At 44.7% G+C, this 17,741-nt stretch carries 13 protein-coding genes; 8 read left to right on the forward strand and 5 right to left on the reverse strand.

What is annotated here, in order from left to right:
* The first annotated feature begins 6 nt into the window (after window positions 1–6).
* From R7F67_RS12565 to R7F67_RS12600, 8 genes are all read left to right on the forward strand, one after another.
* Complete coding sequence (locus tag R7F67_RS12565; RefSeq protein ID WP_017634933.1) at window positions 7–1,179, forward strand: glycosyltransferase; 1,173 nt, start codon at window positions 7–9, stop codon at window positions 1,177–1,179.
* Window positions 1,172–2,602, forward strand: coding sequence for a lipopolysaccharide biosynthesis protein (locus R7F67_RS12570; RefSeq protein WP_054701429.1), 1,431 nt, complete (start codon window positions 1,172–1,174; stop codon window positions 2,600–2,602). The genes R7F67_RS12565 and R7F67_RS12570 overlap by 8 nt, the downstream gene beginning before the upstream one ends.
* A complete protein-coding gene (locus R7F67_RS12575) occupies window positions 2,599–3,963 on the forward strand; it encodes an O-antigen ligase family protein (protein WP_170897088.1) in 1,365 nt (454 codons plus the stop codon). Before R7F67_RS12570 ends, R7F67_RS12575 begins: the two co-directional genes overlap by 4 nt.
* 115 nt (window positions 3,964–4,078) lie before the next feature.
* Entirely contained in the window at window positions 4,079–5,203 is a 1,125-nt protein-coding gene (locus tag R7F67_RS12580) for a glycosyltransferase (protein ID WP_170897089.1), read from the forward strand.
* A complete protein-coding gene (locus tag R7F67_RS12585; RefSeq protein ID WP_005377649.1) occupies window positions 5,200–6,633 on the forward strand; it encodes a GumC family protein in 1,434 nt (477 codons plus the stop codon). Before R7F67_RS12580 ends, R7F67_RS12585 begins: the two co-directional genes overlap by 4 nt.
* Before the next feature lie 221 nt (window positions 6,634–6,854).
* Window positions 6,855–7,973 (forward strand): glycosyltransferase, encoded by a 1,119-nt coding sequence (locus R7F67_RS12590; protein WP_318057201.1) that lies wholly within the window; start codon window positions 6,855–6,857, stop codon window positions 7,971–7,973.
* Window positions 7,966–9,156: a glycosyltransferase family 2 protein gene (locus R7F67_RS12595; protein WP_318057202.1), complete on the forward strand. Its 1,191-nt coding sequence runs from the start codon at window positions 7,966–7,968 to the stop codon at window positions 9,154–9,156. The genes R7F67_RS12590 and R7F67_RS12595 overlap by 8 nt, the downstream gene beginning before the upstream one ends.
* Window positions 9,157–9,166: 10 nt before the next feature.
* The gene (locus R7F67_RS12600; RefSeq protein WP_054576904.1) at window positions 9,167–9,805 is read left to right on the forward strand and encodes a sugar transferase; all 639 of its coding nucleotides are present in this window, start codon (window positions 9,167–9,169) and stop codon (window positions 9,803–9,805) included.
* 19 nt (window positions 9,806–9,824) lie between these two features.
* Here the strand turns inward: R7F67_RS12600 and R7F67_RS12605 are convergent, their stop codons facing one another.
* The 5 genes from R7F67_RS12605 to hrpA all read right to left on the reverse strand — a co-directional run bounded on the left by R7F67_RS12605 (window position 9,825) and on the right by hrpA (window position 17,647).
* Window positions 9,825–10,214 carry an ATP-binding protein gene (locus tag R7F67_RS12605; protein ID WP_005377656.1) on the reverse strand — a complete coding sequence of 130 codons (390 nt, stop codon included), beginning with the start codon at window positions 10,212–10,214 and terminating at the stop codon, window positions 9,825–9,827.
* 126 nt (window positions 10,215–10,340) lie between these two features.
* Window positions 10,341–11,921: a BCCT family transporter gene (locus R7F67_RS12610; protein ID WP_005377659.1), complete on the reverse strand. Its 1,581-nt coding sequence runs from the start codon at window positions 11,919–11,921 to the stop codon at window positions 10,341–10,343.
* Window positions 11,922–12,283: 362 nt separating this feature from the next.
* Window positions 12,284–12,799 carry an outer membrane beta-barrel protein gene (locus R7F67_RS12615; protein WP_005377661.1) on the reverse strand — a complete coding sequence of 172 codons (516 nt, stop codon included), beginning with the start codon at window positions 12,797–12,799 and terminating at the stop codon, window positions 12,284–12,286.
* A 199-nt stretch (window positions 12,800–12,998) separates the two neighbouring features.
* Window positions 12,999–13,478 carry an outer membrane beta-barrel protein gene (locus R7F67_RS12620; protein WP_021033871.1) on the reverse strand — a complete coding sequence of 160 codons (480 nt, stop codon included), beginning with the start codon at window positions 13,476–13,478 and terminating at the stop codon, window positions 12,999–13,001.
* A 182-nt stretch (window positions 13,479–13,660) separates the two neighbouring features.
* Window positions 13,661–17,647 carry an ATP-dependent RNA helicase HrpA gene (gene hrpA / locus R7F67_RS12625; RefSeq protein WP_258461352.1) on the reverse strand — a complete coding sequence of 1,329 codons (3,987 nt, stop codon included), beginning with the start codon at window positions 17,645–17,647 and terminating at the stop codon, window positions 13,661–13,663.
* Window positions 17,648–17,741 lie beyond the last annotated feature (94 nt).

A 17,741-nucleotide genomic window follows, 5' to 3' on the forward strand; every position in this document is an offset into this window, starting at 1 on the left:
CCGGTCATGAAACGTGTATTGATGTTCGACGCCATCCCAATGCAAGGTGGATCCAAAATCGCGAATGCAGAGCTCCTTAAGCAGTGCGATAAGCTGAACGTGATTGGTTATCTACTCACTACAAATCCAGAGCATTGGGCGTCACTGCTTAGTGATACACCGCGTGTGCAAGTTATAAAAATAAAACCATCACCATTTAACTCGACTCATGGACTGACCTACTGGTTGATGAACGCTTACTACTTTCTCCAACTTCTCTACGCGTGCATGAAGCTGCCAAAAATAGATAGCTTTTTGGGCCTATCTTGCCCAAGTAATGATATGCCTTTGTACTTACTACGATTAATTAGCAAAAAGCCTGTGGTACAGATGGTTCATGGCCCTATTGGACGATCGAGATCTGCTGGCTACTGCTTAGTAAAAGCATCGGCAATTTACTACTTGGCAAACACCCGCGAATCAATGGTAGAAGCATTACAGGCCTACCTCAAAACAGAGAAGCCAGCCACCGAACGCTATTGGTGTGGTTTGAATACATCTACGTTTGTTAATGGATTATCGAAAGATCGCTGGCCAAAACAAGCGAATCCGATTTCAAGCCGCGTTTTCTGGGCAGCTAGCTTACTAAAATGGAAGAACATCGATCTTTTGCTTGATGCTTTAACACTTGATGAGTCGAAAAAGATCAAATCCACCGTGTGTTACATCAAACCTAACGTGGCAGGTGTGGAATATTCAACACCGGACTTCAACACACAAGGTGTTGAATGGCATGAGTGCCCAAACAACTTAGATGAATTGCGTTCACAGTGTGGTGTGTTTGTTTCCACCAGTATCAACGAACCTTTTGGGTTATCTATTTTGGAGGCTCTCGCTGCAGGTATGTGTGTCGTCATTCCACATGATGATAGTTATTGGGACCGCGTGTTAACTCACGGCCGAAATTGTATTAAATACACGCCTAACAATGTGGCTTCGCTACACAACGCAATTCGCCTTTTGAATGAATCGCCGTGGATGAAAGTAACGATGGGTATCGAAGCACTCAATGTTTCTCAACTATACACAGCCGAACGTTGTTATTTGCCAATCGCCCAGCACCTTGCTGCCGAAATTGCTACCAACAATGATTGCACACTCAAGACACCGCGAGACATCAAAGGATATGATCATGTCTAAAGCAATGACCAACATGACGCTATTTGCTATCGCCTTAGTGATCAATAAAAGCATCAGCCTAATCATGCTGCCTGTATTGCCCCACTTTCTCTCACCAGAACAAATGGGCAAGCTTGAGCTTCTAACAACCTTTGGTGTTGTTACGACCTTGTTTGTCAGTTTCGCTTTGCATGAAGCGCTTTATCGATTCGTCGGCGTTGAAAAGGATCAAAATACGCGCACAAGCCTACTAAACCAGCTGTACTCACTTGCTTTACTCATCGCTGGCGTCGTCGCTCTTAGCTTGCTCACTATCATTTTAATCGCCCCCATTCCCGCGCCTTTTACGCGAGTCGAATTTGCTATTGTTATGTTTGCCATCGTTCTAGAAGGCAGTATTGCAATCGGCACTGCCTGGTTAAGAACACAAGACGACAAAGCAAGAACACTGCTTAACGTCATGGTCACTACCACCATTTTTCAGGTCATTTTTATCGTCGCGGCGCTGTCTGTTCATCCCCATGTTATTTCTGTTTTGTGGGGGGGCTTGTTGGCTGCTATTACTCAATTTGTTTGGCTGCACATCGTTAACCGTTACAATGTCACCCTTCCTAAGCTGACATTGGCAAAACAATACCTAAACTACTGCCTACCAATGATGATGGCTGGATTGGTTGCGTTCTGCCTCAATGGCGCTGAACGCTGGTTCATTGGTGCCAACACTTCTCTTGCGACGTTAGGGATTTACGCGATAGCGGTAAAATTTGCAGTGGGCATGTGTATTTTAGTGCAGCCGTTTGGCATGTGGTGGATGCCACGTCGATTTAACTACTTAGAAGGGCGCAAGAACACTGAAGCAGTGCGCATCACACACCTAGGTATGATTTACATTACAGGTTTGAGTGTAGTGGTCGGCACATTAGCAATGGTGATGATCACCTACTTACTGCCAGAAACCTATCATGAGGCGGTACTATTCAGCTTATTCTTGCTACCTATCGCCATGTTAAAAGAATGGAGTGAGTTGATTAACATCTCCATTTTGTACAAGCGTCGTACTCGCTGGCTACTGGGTATAAATGTCGTCTCTGCGTGCGTTGCGATTGCTTTGCTGTTTGGCTTATCTTCTCTGGGTATTTATGGTGTGTTCATTGCGCTTTATTACGCACAACTGTGTAAGCTGGGCCTGACTTATGTAGTAGGCCAACAATGTATGACGTTGCCTTTTCACCTAAGTCTGATGGTTTTATTACAGATTATATCCGGTGTGGCACTGTTCCTGCTTCACTCTTCACAATCAATAGGAATCGCCATCGCAATTTGCATTTTGACATGCAGTTTGCTGGCAGGGATAGCCACTCGCTACATGAGTAAAGAGACGCTCAATGCTCTCACTCGATACATAGTGAAACGGCGTGGACAGGTGAAGAGATACTCGTTATGAATGAAACCAAGGTGAGAACAAAACAGTCCATCGCAGCACTGACGATCACTGTCGGTATCGGCCTGCTTTGGGTTGTTATACCTCATCCCATTTTGATTGTTGCGTTGTGTTTCGCACCACTCGCGTTACTGTTTGTTCTCAATCAAACGTTTTGGCTTGTCACACTGTTCGTTATTTTTTCATTCTTTCGTATTCACGAAGCCTTTCCTGTTATCTATAACTTCAAGATCCCATTACTCTTATCACTGGGGGCACTCGCCGCACTCGCTTTTCACCTTCTTATAAGCCGCCAGATTACAGCTTTTTGGCACCCTTCATTAAAGTGGCTGTGTATATTTTGGGGTCTGGTGATCATCGGAATCATATTCGCTTCCAGTCGTGATATCGCAATAACGGTGTTCAAAAACACCTATTGGAAAATCATCATTATGACGTTGGCCATCACCTGGCTTATTACTAAACCTTCACAGCTCGCACAGATGTCAAAAGCAATTATTTTCGCCGGATTATTGATTGGCTTAGTGGCATTACAAAACGCTGCGAATGGCATTGATTTGGTTGAAGGGACGCGCGTGTCGATAGGACGATCCATAGGTTCAGTACTTGGCGATCCTAACGATTTGGCACTAGTGCTGATGTTTCCCCTTGCCTTTACCGTTAGTCAATTGATGGAGAAGCATTCCCCCAAGCATCTCAGGCTCTTTGCCCTTATCACCTGTTTGGTTTTGTTCTTTGCGATCATTGAGACGCAGAGCCGCGGGGGGTTACTAGGTTCACTGTCTGTATTTGCCTACTTTGCTTTTAAACACATCAAAAGCAAAACATTAGTCTTGGTATTAGGCGCTATCGCAGCGATCGTACTCTACGCATTCGCTGGTATTTCAGGACGAGAATCGGGGGGAGCCGCTGAGGATGGTATAGATGCCTCTGCGATGGGGCGACTTTATGCGTGGGAAGCGGCATTTAAAATGGCGCTGCATCATCCGTTGACTGGCGTAGGTCTAGATAACTTCTACTTTAATTACTATTTCTACAGCCCACACTGGGATGGTATCAACCACGCGGTCCATAGTACTTGGTTTGGCGTGTTAGCAGAAACGGGTTTTGTCGGGCTCGCGGTGTTCATTACTTTAATTGTGTCATTGATCCGCACCTCTTTGCATTCCATCTCATTGTTGACACCAAAATCAGATTACACCCTCTCTGTAGGAGCAAACGCCGTGTTAAGTGGGCTTATCGGTACCATCGTATCAGGCACTTTTCTGACTCAAGGTTTCACCTGGCCAATTTACATTCTAGCGGCATTAACAGTTGTCGTTAGCCGAATTGTTCAAAGTGACTGTCAAAATGAGAAATACTAGTTTCAAACATAAACAAAACCCATAACTCACTGTTTTAAAATGGCTAATTCCTTGGCACGCATTGTGATTACTCACTTAATTAGTAATCAAATAACCAAGACTCAAGGAGAGCCACATGACGGACATCGTAGTATTTGGAGAAGATTTTGGTGGGTTACCCTCTTCCACTCAGCATATTGTCAAGCGACTAGCAGCGAACCATCGAATCCTTTGGGTGAACTCCATTGGCCTTCGTCAACCTAAGCTGGATTCTAAAGACATACAACGTGCGTTAAACAAACTCACTCGTGTATTTCATAACGTAGGCTCACACAAGCCAACATTGGACTCTGAAACAAACCCAAACATTCACATCATCAACTTGCTCACGATTCCTGCCCCTAGTTCTGCATTAGCAAGAAAAGTGGCCGCTAAGATGATGAAACACCAACTCAACAAACAATTACAAGCTCTTGGTTTTGATAAGCCTGTATTTTGGACGTCGCTCCCGACTGCTGCCGATGTTTGTGCAGAAATGAACCCACGTGGACTGATTTACTATTGTGGCGATGACTTTAGCGCTTTAGCTGGTGTTGACCACGACACGGTAACAAAGCACGAACGTACTCTTGTTAATGCGGCCAACGTTATCTTTACGGCAAGCGAAACACTCTCCACCAAGTTTCCATCACATAAAACCGTCACTTTGCCTCATGGTGTCAACGTTAGTCTGTTTTCTGAGCCAGCACCGAAGGCCAAAGACTTGCCTGACAACGGCCGCAAAGTGCTGGGCTTTTATGGTAGTTTGTCTGAATGGTTAGACTACGACTTAATTGCCCAAGTCGCAGACCAAGCGCCTGACTGGGATCTCGTGTTCATCGGCCCCAACGAGTTCAGTGACAATCCACTTCCACAAAGATGCAACGTATACTACCTGGGCCCGAGAGCGCATCACACTCTGCCACGTTACTCTCAACACTGGGATGCCAGTTGGTTGCCCTTTGTTGATAACGCTCAAATCAAGGCATGTAATCCGCTTAAACTTCTTGAGTACTTGGCAACAGGAACCCCTGTTATCAGCACACCGTTTCCTGCATTAATGCCGTACAAGCATATGCTCCACATAGTTCAAAATGTCGAAGATGTATGCGCCAGTCTCGATCACCTGATCCCACCCCCGGCAAACTCAAAGCAATATGTTCAACAGCAAAGCTGGGAAGCAAGAGCCAACCAAGTTGATAAATTAGTGAGGGCGCTATGAACGATTTAAGAGAAAACCTCAGCGTACTGTTACATGGAGCTTGGAGACGTCGCTACATGATCGTTATTCCTATGCTTGTCTTGCCGGTGCTGGGCTTCATCGTAAGTAAGCTGGTTCCGACGACTTATGTTGCTCATACCAGCATGCTTATTCAAGAGACAGCGAAAATGAACCCGTTCCTTCAAGACCTTGCCGTCTCAACAATGCTTAAAGACCGATTGAGCGCACTCAGTACTCTGCTAAAAAGCCGACACGTTTTGTATTCTGTCGCAAAAGAACAATCGTTGATCAATGATGAGATGAGTGCAAAAGAGCAAGAGTTCATCATAAAAGATCTTGCGTCGCGTCTGTCTGTTCAGCCACTCGGTAAAGACTTCATTCAAATTCAATTGCAAAGTGGTAAATCAGAAGGAATGGAGTCGATGCTGCTCTCTGTCAGAGAGCATTTTGTCGAACAGCTTTTGGCTCCTGAGCGTTCTTCGATTAAAGATTCGAGTCATTTTTTGACTATCCATATCAACAAACGCAGGGAAGAACTAGACAAGGCTGAACAAGCTTTTGCAGAGTATAAAAATACTTACTCAGACGCGACACCCGAAATGCAAGCTCAAAGCCTTACTCGCCTTGCTAGCCTCAAACAAACGCTAGCCGAAAAGGAGGCGGAGCTTGCTGGTGTTTCACGAAGTCTAGGCAGTTTGGATCAACAACTATCCAAAACGAACCCGGTTATCGGTAAACTGGAAGAGCAAATCATCGACATTCGTAGTGAACTTACCCTGCTTCGCGCTAAATACACAGAGGCGCATAGTTTGGTGCAAGGTAAGTTGCGAGAATTAAACCGGTTGGAGCAGGAACGCTCGGTACTCTTGAACTCTAAACAACCAGAACTAAACAGTGCTCAACTATGGGATATCGCGAGCAATACCACAGTAAACAGTCTTGGCGAAGCACAGCCTCTACTAGTCTCCCAACTACATCAATTACAAATGATGCGCGGACGTTTTGAAGCACTTACGGAAGAAACCAACAGCTTGCGAGACATGATCCAAGAATTAGAGCGAAATGCGCACCAATTTGGGAGCACGGCAACAGAAATCAACCGCTTAGCTCGTGACGTCGCAGTGAAGAGAGAAATGTATGATGAACTCGTCGAACGCTATGAGATGGCCCAACTAACGGGTTCTTTGGGAGAGTTTGAAGAGAATAAGCGCGTAAAAATCATTGATGAACCGTTCACGCCAACGATTCCAACTAACTTACCTAGTTTTGTGTTTGTCATTTTAGGATTTATTGGTGGCGCTGGTTTAGGCATTGGATTAGCGACGATACTTGAGTTAGCCGATAACTCTATCCGCTCTAAAAGAGCATTAGAAAAACACCTTGGTGTTCCTGTCATCACCACTTTACCTAACGTAGTGTACGGAAACTAACCGCCATAAGAACTCATTTACAAGCACTCAGTCGGCGAGTGCTTTTCTTTTACTACTGCCTTATACAGCCTCATAGCATGTCCACTAATATGAATCTCAAATTGAGAATAAACATAAAGCCTCACAAATATCAATATTAACCTATTGTTTTTAAATGATTAATTTTTTGGCACGCAGTCTGCAATTCCTAAATAAACAAAGAACTCAACGAGGGTTTGAAAATGGAATTCAGACAAAAACACAATAACACTAAGCACAGCAAAAAAGTGATATTACACGTCGTGCAACACTTAGCTCCTGGTGGTTTAGAAACGCTCGTACTAGAAATGCTTCGTTTTGCGCAGCCAAACCATTCCGTTTTTGTCGTGAGCTTAGAAGGAAGCAAAGAACATGCACTACAAGGTTGGCAAAAACTATTGCCCTACCAAGGCCAACTGCACTTTCTTAATAAGAAACCTGGATTCAGCGGAAAAACCATCAGTACGCTAACTTCCATGCTCAAAGGACTTAAGCCTGATGTGGTCCACACTCACCATATCGGACCACTCTTATATGGTGGGATTGCGGCACGTTTAGCGCACGTACCTGTAGTTATTCATACCGAACACGACGCATGGCACCTTAATAACAAAAAATCAGCTCGACTGCAGTCCCTACTGCTAAAAATGATTCGTCCACATGTGGTTGCCGATGCTAACTTTGTCGCCCATCAAATACAGACTAAGTTAAAGTATCGCAAAGTTTGTACTATCCATAACGGGATTGACTGTCAGAAGTTTAAAAGCGGTGACCAAACGGCAACAAGACACTTGTTTGAACTTCCAACCGACAAAATCGTGATTGGCGTTGCCGGGCGTCTAGAAGCAGTTAAACGCCATAAAGTGCTTATCGAAGCATTCTCTCATCTTACGCCAAACACACACCTAGCCATTGCTGGAGATGGTTCTCAGCGAGCTCAATTGGAAGCACAAGTTAGAACGTTAAAACTTGAAGATCGAGTAACCTTTTTAGGCTTGGTCGACGATATGCCCAGCTTTTACCAAAGCCTAGACTTGTTTTGCTTACCATCACTTCAAGAGGGATTTCCTCTCTCAACCCTCGAGGCTCAAGCATGTGACATTCCTTGCGTCGCGACGGATGTTGGCGGCGTGAAAGAGACGCTCTGTCCGAACAACAGTACACTGGTTGAAGCAAATCGCGTGTTTTCGTTGGCCGAAGCGTTATCACAGCAACTGGAATCATCACACCATTCTCCTCGAACTTTTATTCTCAAACACTTTGATATCAGAGACATGGTGAGTCGCTACTCACGTTTGGCCAAGGAGGCTAGCTATGAATGATTTACTTTGGATTATAGGGTTTGGTTTATCCGCGTTTTTGATTGTCTATCATCACGTTGGGTATCCACTGCTCCTTAAGTGGCTTCCTTTAAAACAGCAAGACGAAACCAAATCACCATTTGTAGAGCGAGCTTACAAAGCCTCCAAAACAGACAGCCAGCTACCCTCTATTACTGTCATCGTACCCGCCTACAATGAAGAACAATGGATAGCAGAGAAGATCCGTAACCTTGCGAGCCTAGACTACCCGAGGGATAAATTAAGAGTAGTGATCGCATGTGATGGCTGCACAGATAACACAGCCGAGATTGCTCAAGCGACAATTCAAGAAGCAATCTGCTCTGATACTCTGTTCATTATTAATGATCACCAAGTCAATCGCGGTAAAGTTGCCCTACTCAACGAAGAAATGCGTCATGTTAGCTCGGACATTACCGCACTGAGTGACACGTCGGCATTGATTTCTTGCGATTCTCTATTGCTAGCTAGTCAGCATTATCAAAATGAGAACGTTGGAGTGGTTAACGCAACATATCAAATAATGAGCACTGATAACCAAGGTGAAGCGGCGTATTGGCAATACCAGTCTCGAGTAAAGCACCAAGAATCTTTGTTAGGTTCAACGATTGGTTCCCACGGTGCGTTTTACACTTTCAGAACTCACTTATTTGAACCACTGGAAGTTAGCACCATTAATGACGACTTTATTCTCCCTATGAGAATCGTTTTGCGAGGCTATAGCGCTATTTACGAGCCAAACATGCTGGCTCTTGAACTAGAACAGAGCTCAGACAACGCAGATTTCAAGCGGCGCCTAAGAATTTCAGCGGGTAACATGCAGCAGCTCATGCAATTAAAGAAATTACTGCTACCTCGTTATCGTGGCACTGCCTTTGCATTTCTATCGGGAAAGGTTCTGCGCTTAGCAACACCCTATTTGATGATTGTTTGCTTTATTTGCTCACTACTACTGGCACACAATCCGCTGTTTCAAGTAATGCTGTCCGCACAAGTTGGTATTTATAGCATCGCGCTTATCACTTACTTGATGCCAGCACTTAACACAATTAAACCTTTTAAGCTGATTAGCTACATCGTCATTGGTCATCTCGCCAACTTTATCGGCGGTATGAAGTATTTACTCGGAATGGAAAATGGACGTTGGAAACGCGTCAACCAATAAGGAAAGCATCATGAAAAACTCACGCTACGATTCAAATGTATGCCACGCGAAAAGAACGTTTGATGTACTGGTTGCAATGCTTATTTTGGTCGTCACTGCACCACTTTTCCCATTTATCGCGCTAGCTATAAAAATCACATCGAAAGGCCCAGTGATCTATCGTCAACTGCGTGTTGGGCGCTGTACACCAGAAAAAATGGATCTTTTTCAAATCATGAAGTTTCGCACCATGTATATTGATGCAGAGCAACGCTCTGGCGCAGTATGGGCAACTGAAAATGATCCCCGCATCACGCCAGTAGGACGCTTTTTACGCAAAACGCGTTTAGATGAACTACCTCAACTGTTTAATGTGTTGAGAGGTGAAATGTCGATGATTGGGCCGCGCCCAGAACGCCCAGCTTTCTACCAGAAATTAGAAGATGAAATCCCCTATTTTGTAGAGCGCACATATGGCGTGTTACCGGGTATCACAGGCTTAGCTCAGGTTAACCAAGGCTATGATGCATGCATTGAAGATGTAAGACGCAAAGTTGGGTTTGACCACAGTTACGCACTAAGCTTAGGTTCGTTTTACTCTTGGATTTCAATGGACCTTTCAATCATGAGCAAAACATTCGTTGTGATGATTGACGGACGAGGTCAATAACTTCCGGTTCTGGTAATGGTCACTCTTGCCACTGGCGTCGCATCTTTTCTATCGTCGCTGGTGGCACATCATGAATGCTTTGATACGCTCCGTGGCACACTTTAATTTCCACCTCGATGCGCTTCTTCATGCAGTAGTCCATGTAACGCTTCATCTCCCAATGTCGAACAAACGTATTGCTCACAATCACGACTCTCCCTTTGTTCAGCCACTTTCTAGTTTGCTGAAAACACCACTCATGCGCTTGAGGTAATTGAACCGGTTCAAAGTGATAATCACCTTCATCATTTTCAAAATACATGTCAGCTTCAAAATGCTTAGCACCAAGCTCTATTGCCAGTTGTTTTGCTAAGGTTGTTTTACCTGAACCCGGAAGTCCACGAATAAGAATGAGTTTAGCCAGTGACATAATGCAGTTTAATGAGGTGGAAATAAGCCTAAACTGTAACGAAATTATTGGAAAAGAAAAGTAGAAATAAAAAATGCCGAGCACATAAGGCTCGGCATTTAAACTCAATCATGGATCGCGTTGTATTTATTTGTAAGCTGGCAGTTCAGTTCTTAACCCTTTCACCAAACTGACACACATCAACAGCAGAACAAAAGTAAACGGTAATCCTGTTGCAACAACGCCTGATTGCAATGCTTGCAGGGCTTCTTTACCACCAACCCAAAGCATTACGGCTGCAATTGCACCTTCAATACACGCCCAGAAAATGCGTTGCGGTACTGGTGCATCAATCTTACCACCGGCGGTAATACTATCGATAACCAGCGAGCCAGAGTCTGACGATGTAATAAAGAATACCAGAATCAGCACGATAGAAAGCATTGAAATCACTGAGCTATACGGAAGCGCATCGTAAACATGGAACAGAGTCAATGAAATATCAGTTAGGCCATTTGCACCTAGCTCACCAACTTTATTCACCACTTGGTCAAGCGCGATACCACCAAACACAGACATCCAAATCAAAGTAACAACTGTAGGAATAACGATGACTGCGAATAAGAATTCTCGAACCGTACGACCTTTAGACACACGCGCGATAAACATACCAACAAACGGTGACCAAGATACCCACCAAGCCCAGTAGAATACCGTCCAGCCGTGCATCCAAGTTTCATCTTCACGACCGTGAGGGTTACTCAATGGAATAATATTTTCAATGTAAGCCATTGTTGTGTCGCGTAGCGAGCTCCACGCCGTATCAAACGTGATGAAGGTAATGAAAATAAGCAGCGCAAACGCAACCACCATATTGACGTTACTCAGTAGCTTAACACCACCATCAATACCACGAATCACTGATAGCACCGCGATAAAGGTAACGAAGGTGATCACAATCATTTGTGTACCAATGCCGCCTTCTAGACCAAAGACATGGTTAATACCACTGGTCGCCTGCTGAGCACCCAGACCTAGCGACGTTGCAAGACCAAATAGCGTCGACAAAACGGCAAGGATATCAATAACGTGACCTAACCAGCCCCATGCACGGTCACCAAAAATTGGATAGAACGCCGCGCGCAATGAAAGTGGTAAACCTTTGTTAAATGCAAAAAACGCTAATGCTAGTGCAACGAGTGCGTAAATACTCCAACCATGCACACCCCAGTGGAACATAGTGGCACCCATCGCGAGGGATTTTGCTTCTTCGGTGTATGGTACTGCGTTCAGTGGCATTCCCCACCAATCAGTGAAATACGCGGTCGGCTCAGCCACACTCCAGAACAGAAGACCAATACCCATACCCGCGGCGAAAAGCATCGACAACCAAGAAACGGTTGAGTGATCCGGCGTTGCTTCTTTGCCACCTAAGCGGATTTTACCTAGCGGAGAAAAAAGAAGAGCAACGGCGAACAATAAGAAGAAGTTTGTCGACCACATAAAAAACGCATCAAACTGTTCGATAATTCCGTTTTTTAGACCGTTTAATACGTCTCGAGCAGTGGTTGGCTCAACAAGAAGAAGTGAAATCAGACAGAAAACAACGAGCCCCGCACTAATGCCAAAAACCGGGTTATGTATATCGAATCCCCACTTTTGAACGTTATCCTGTCCAACCTGATAATCGGTTGTATCAATACTATATTTTTTAAATGCATTATCCATAAATACAAATTTAACGTGAATTTGAAACGCCCCTCAGGTGAGAAGAACTCCAATACCGCCCTCCATTAATTTGAACTCTAAAGTTTTAAAGCGGGACGAATTTTAGCAGCAATCACATATTTTTGCAAAAAGTCGTGGTTTATTGCATTTTAGGCTCAATTCGAGACAAATGAAGAGGAAATAATATCAACACAAAAATTACGAGGTCTAACGATTGATTTTGTCGTAGGTTGTAGACTAGAAAAGACACAAGAAATACTTAAGTTCATAGCCAGTCACTGCGCAAATAGAGAAGACCTGCGCTGATTTGGTTTCACAATTAACGACGAAACCAAATCAGCAAACCTTTCATCCAGCGAGCGTTATAAGAAATGGAAGGTGATGTTCCCTGTTACGCTGCTAACGGTATCGCTATCGCCTTCAATATCCACGCCAAACGCTTGATAACTCGCGCCCACAGACACATTGTCAAGCAAGAAGTATTCGGCACCAACACCATACATATAAGAGACGCCATCATCTTTGTCTAAGTTTCTAAGTCCACCGTCATAATCAACGTTGAATGCATTGATGCCGCCTTTTGCGTAAACGTGTAACGGGCCGAAGTCGATACTAGGTTTCGCCGCTAAATAGAATGAATCAAAATCAGCACTACCCCTGCTGCCACTCAAAGATAAATCCACTTTGCCGTGGTTAAAGTAGCCTGCCTCAATGCCAATGAATGGCAAAATACCAGTACCGACATGAATACCATAAGTTGTATCATTTTCGCTGTCGATATCGGACTGACCAATTTGGCCACCAGCGTAAATCCAAGAGTCAGCCATTGCTGACGTTGAGCACAACGTTAGAGCGAATAACGAGAGTGTTTTTTTCATACTATCCCTTCCTGATCGATTCCTAAGCGAAACATTACGCAAATATGCGCATTTAATCGCCACTATATATTGGAAAGCATAGGCATTTTAAGACTCTAAAAGTGAATAATTTATGTTCAACTTTTGTTTTGTGACTTCCAGACAAAAAAACACCGACATAAAGCCGGTGTGTTTCATATGGTGTTAGAAAGCTTGACGCTTATAGGAAATGTAGTGTTGCGTTAACAGAGAACGTGCTGATATCGTCTTTACCAGCAGTGTAGTTCATGTAGCTAGCACCAACAGACATTGGGCCAAAAATGAAGTACTCAGCACCCACACCGTACATTAGGTCCAAATCGTCATCGTCTTTGCCGCCTTTCACTTTTTTGTCCCACTGATGGAAACCACCTTTTGCGTACACGTGTAGCGGACCGAAGTCGATACTTGGCTTAAGTGCTGCGTAGTAAGAAGTTAGCTTAGTGTCTTGACCATTTACGTTGAACTCACCGTGCTGTGTTACACCAGCTTCAACACCAATGATAGGTAGAATGCCTGTACCAACGTGAACAGAGTATGATGTGTCCGTCTCACCTTTGTAGTCAGACTGACCTACTGTTGCACCACCGTAAATCCAAGAATCCGCCATTGCCGCAGAAGATGCGCCAAGTAGCGCCACTGCTAATAGAGTTTTTTTCATCATCTACCTTTACTCTTTATTATTCCCACGTCTGCATAACTCAGTCGTTGGTACTACAAATAAAGGGAGGCGAACTATTGCCTCCCAGAACTAAAAAATAATGCTTATTGAGTTACTAGCAATTAGTGTACCAGCAACTTCTTAAGCGATAATTACAAATCTGACACTATTTTACTGGTTGATTAGCAAGCATCAATCGCGTTTTTGACTCGTTTATCAGAAACAGGATAAGGAGTGCCTAATTGTTGAGCAAAGTAACTCACGCGAAGTTCTTCAATCATCCAACGCACTTCTTTTACATTTTCAGGAATGGCCACACCTTTCGGGATCTTGTTCAGCAACTCTTTATAGTCTTGAGTCACAGATTCAATCTTCAGCATATGTAAACGATCTTTGTTTGGATCGATAGGCAACTTCTCCATACGGCGCTCTATCGCGCGCATGTAGCGAAGAATATCCGGCAAGCGCTTCCAGCCACATTCCGTTGCAAAGCCTTTGAAGATCAAGCCTTCAATTTGTGCTTTGATATCGGACAGAGCAAACGCCATTGTGAAGTCGATCTTGCCTTTTAGCTTCTTATTGATGCTAAACGCCGTGGTCAGAATAGTCTCAACCTGTTGAGCAATCTCTACAACGGTGTCACCCAATTCAGCACGAACGTGTTCTTTCAACGCTTCGAACTTCTCTGGCTCCCAAACTAAACCACCCTGCTCTTCAATAAGCTTATCGACACCACAGGCAATGCAGTCATCTATCAGATCAAGCACTTTGCCGTATGGATTAAAGTACAGACCCAGCTTCGATTTGTTCGGTAAGTTGGCGTGCAAATATTTAATTGGCGACGGTACGTTCAATAAAATTAGGCGGCGCTGGCCAGCACGCATTGCGGTGATCTGCTCAAATTCGGTTTCGTAGAGTTTGATTTCAACGCTGTCTTTGGTATCAACAAGCGCCGGATACGCTTTTACATCGTAGCCGCCACGTTTTTGTTGATACACTTTCGGCAATTCGCCAAAACTCCACGTATGCAGACCTTGCTGTTCGATATCGTCATCCGCAACTTTGGAAAGCGTTTCTTGAACTTTGTCTTTCAAACTTTCTTTCAGTTCATGAAGGTCTTTATGTTCCTTCAGTTTACGATTTCGATGATCAACCGCGCGGAACGTGACTTTCAAGTGCTCAGGTACTTGTTCCAAGTTCCAGTCTTCACGCAGTACCTCTACGCCCGTCATGCGTCGCAACTCTTTCTCTAATGAATCTAGCAGCGGCGCTTCCATTGGCGTGACGCGTGCTAAGAATGCATCGGCATAGTTCGGCGCAGGTACAAAGTTCTTACGAATTGTCTTTGGCAACGATTTAATCAAGCTAACCACAAGCTCATGGCGTAAACCTGGGATCTGCCAGTCAAAGCCCGCTGGTTCAACTTGGTTTAAAATCGGCAACGGTAAATGCACTGTGACACCGTCACTATCATCGCCTGGTTCAAATTGGTAACTCAATTTGAGCTTCAAACCATTTTGATGCCAGAAGTTCGGGTAATCCAAATCGGTCACATGGCTAGCATCACCTTTGAACAGCATCTCTTTTTCAAAGTTCAGCAGTTCCGGGTTTTCTTTAGATGCTTTTTTCCACCACGTATCGAAATGCTTACCAGACACCACTTCGGTGCCAACGCGTTGGTCATAGAAATCAAACAGCTCATCATCATCCACCAAGATGTCACGACGACGAGATTTGTGTTCAAGCTCTTCCACTTCTTGCAGAAGCTTACGGTTTTGCTTAAAGAACGCGTGTTTGGTTTCCCATTCACCCTCAACCAATGCACTACGAATGAAGATTTCGCGACTTACGGTCGAATCGATACTGCCGTAGTTGACCAAGCGTTTCGGTACGATTGGTACGCCGTAAAGCATCACTTTTTCGTGCGCCATCACCGCAGCGCGTTTCTTCGACCAATGTGGTTCGCTGTAACTACGTTTAATAAGGTGTTTAGCTAACGGCTCAATCCATTCTGGCTGAATCTTTGCGATGATACGACCCCAAAGTTTTGAGGTTTCCACCAACTCAGCAGACATGATCCACTTAGGCTGTTTCTTGAATAGACCTGATGCTGGGAAGATATGGAAACGAGCATTACGCGCGCCTTGATATTCATTCTTTTCTTGGTCTTTCATGCCGATGTGCGACAGCAAACCAACCAAAATGGCACTGTGTACGCCATGGTAAGAAGCGGGCTCATCGTTAAGCTTGAACTCCATCTCACGCATCGACTGATGAATTTGGAAGTACACGTCTTGCCACTCGCGAACGCGCAAGTAGTTCAAATAGTCTTGCTTACACTGTTTGCGGAACTGATTGCTAGACAAGGCTTTTTGCTGCTTTTGGATGTATTCCCACAAATTCACAAATGTCAGGAAGTCCGACTCTTCATGGAAGAAGCGACGATGTTTATCGTCTGAAGATTGTTGTTTGTCGGAAGGACGCTCGCGTGGATCTTGAATCGACAAGGCAGCTGCGATGATCATCACTTCTTTAAGCGCACCATATTTTGGCGCTTCCAATACCATACGCGCCAAGCGCGGATCGATTGGCAAACGCGCTAATTGGCGACCAATGGAAGTCAGGCGTTTTTTCGGATCTTTTACCTCAGAGTTAATCGCACCAAGCTCTTCCAGCAAACGCACGCCGTCTTGGATGTTACGTTTATCCGGTGCTTCCACAAACGGAAACGCTTGAATATCACCCAAACCAAGTGCCGTCATTTGCAAGATAACCGACGCTAGATTGGTACGTAGGATTTCAGGATCAGTAAACTCTGGGCGTGACTCAAAATCTTCCTCTGAGTACAGACGAATACAGATACCCTCTTCCACACGACCACAACGACCTTTACGCTGGTTCGCACTCGCCTGAGAAACTGGCTCGATTGGAAGACGCTGAACCTTAGTACGGTAACTGTATCGACTGATACGCGCCGTACCCGGGTCGATAACGTATTTAATGCCCGGAACAGTTAGCGAGGTTTCTGCCACGTTGGTTGCCAGTACAATTCGGCGACCAGTGTGAGGTTGGAAAATCTTATTCTGCTCACCTGCCGACAAACGCGCGTAAAGCGGCACAATTTCCGTGCTCTTCAGATTACGTTTGGACAATGCATCTGCGGTATCACGGATTTCACGTTCACCGTTCATGAAAATCAGGATGTCACCTAAACCTTCATCGCACAGTTCATCTACCGCTTCGAAGATGCCTTCAAGCTGGTCACGATCATTGTCGTCATCACCGCTTAGTGGGCGGTAACGTGTTTCTACTGGGTAAGTACGACCCGATACTTCAATGATTGGTGCATTGTTGAAGTGTTTTGAGAAGCGTTCTGGGTCGATGGTTGCTGACGTGATGATCACTTTCAAATCAGGACGACGTGGCAGCAACTCTTTCAAGTAACCCAAGATGAAATCGATGTTGAGGCTGCGCTCGTGCGCTTCATCGATAATGATGGTGTCGTATTGATTCAAGAAACGGTCATGCTGAATTTCAGCCAACAAGATACCGTCCGTCATCAATTTGATTTGGGTATTTTCAGAGATCTGATCGTTGAATCGAACCTTGTAACCAACAAACTCACCAAGCTTGGTTTCCATCTCTTCGGCAATACGGTTAGCAACCGAACGCGCTGCAAGACGACGAGGCTGAGTATGACCAATCAGACCAAATTTACCGCGACCAAGCTCAGCACAGATTTTTGGTAGCTGAGTGGTTTTACCAGAACCAGTTTCACCCGCGACGATAACCACTTGGTTTTCTTCGATCGCTTTCGCAATATCGTCGCGTTTTTGGCTTACAGGCAGGATTTCTGGGTATTCAATCGTTGGTTTGTAGTTGCTGCGCTGCTCTGCAACCATCATGGATTTTGCGATGTCTAATGCGATTTCGTCGAACACAGCATTACGCGCTGCGTCCTTCTTAATTTTGCTTGCACCAGAAATACGTTTACTCAAGCGGAAACGGTCGCGCATCATGCACTGATTCAGCGCTTTACGCAGAGATGCCGCGCTATTCACTTGAGCCTGAGGTGTTTGAGCTTGTTTCGCTGTCGCTTTTTGCGCACCATTTGACGGTGTCGCTTGCTCTTCAGCTAGATTCTTTTTTGGGGGCTGTGACGAAGTCAAAGCGTTTCCTATTCTTTTCATTACAAAAACTGCGCGGATTGTATCACACAAGATCTGTAACAAGATAACCGAAAGCTCATTCAATTTTTTCGAA

Source organism: Vibrio sp. YT-17 (assembly GCF_033337375.1).
GTDB lineage: Bacteria > Pseudomonadota > Gammaproteobacteria > Enterobacterales > Vibrionaceae > Vibrio > Vibrio alginolyticus.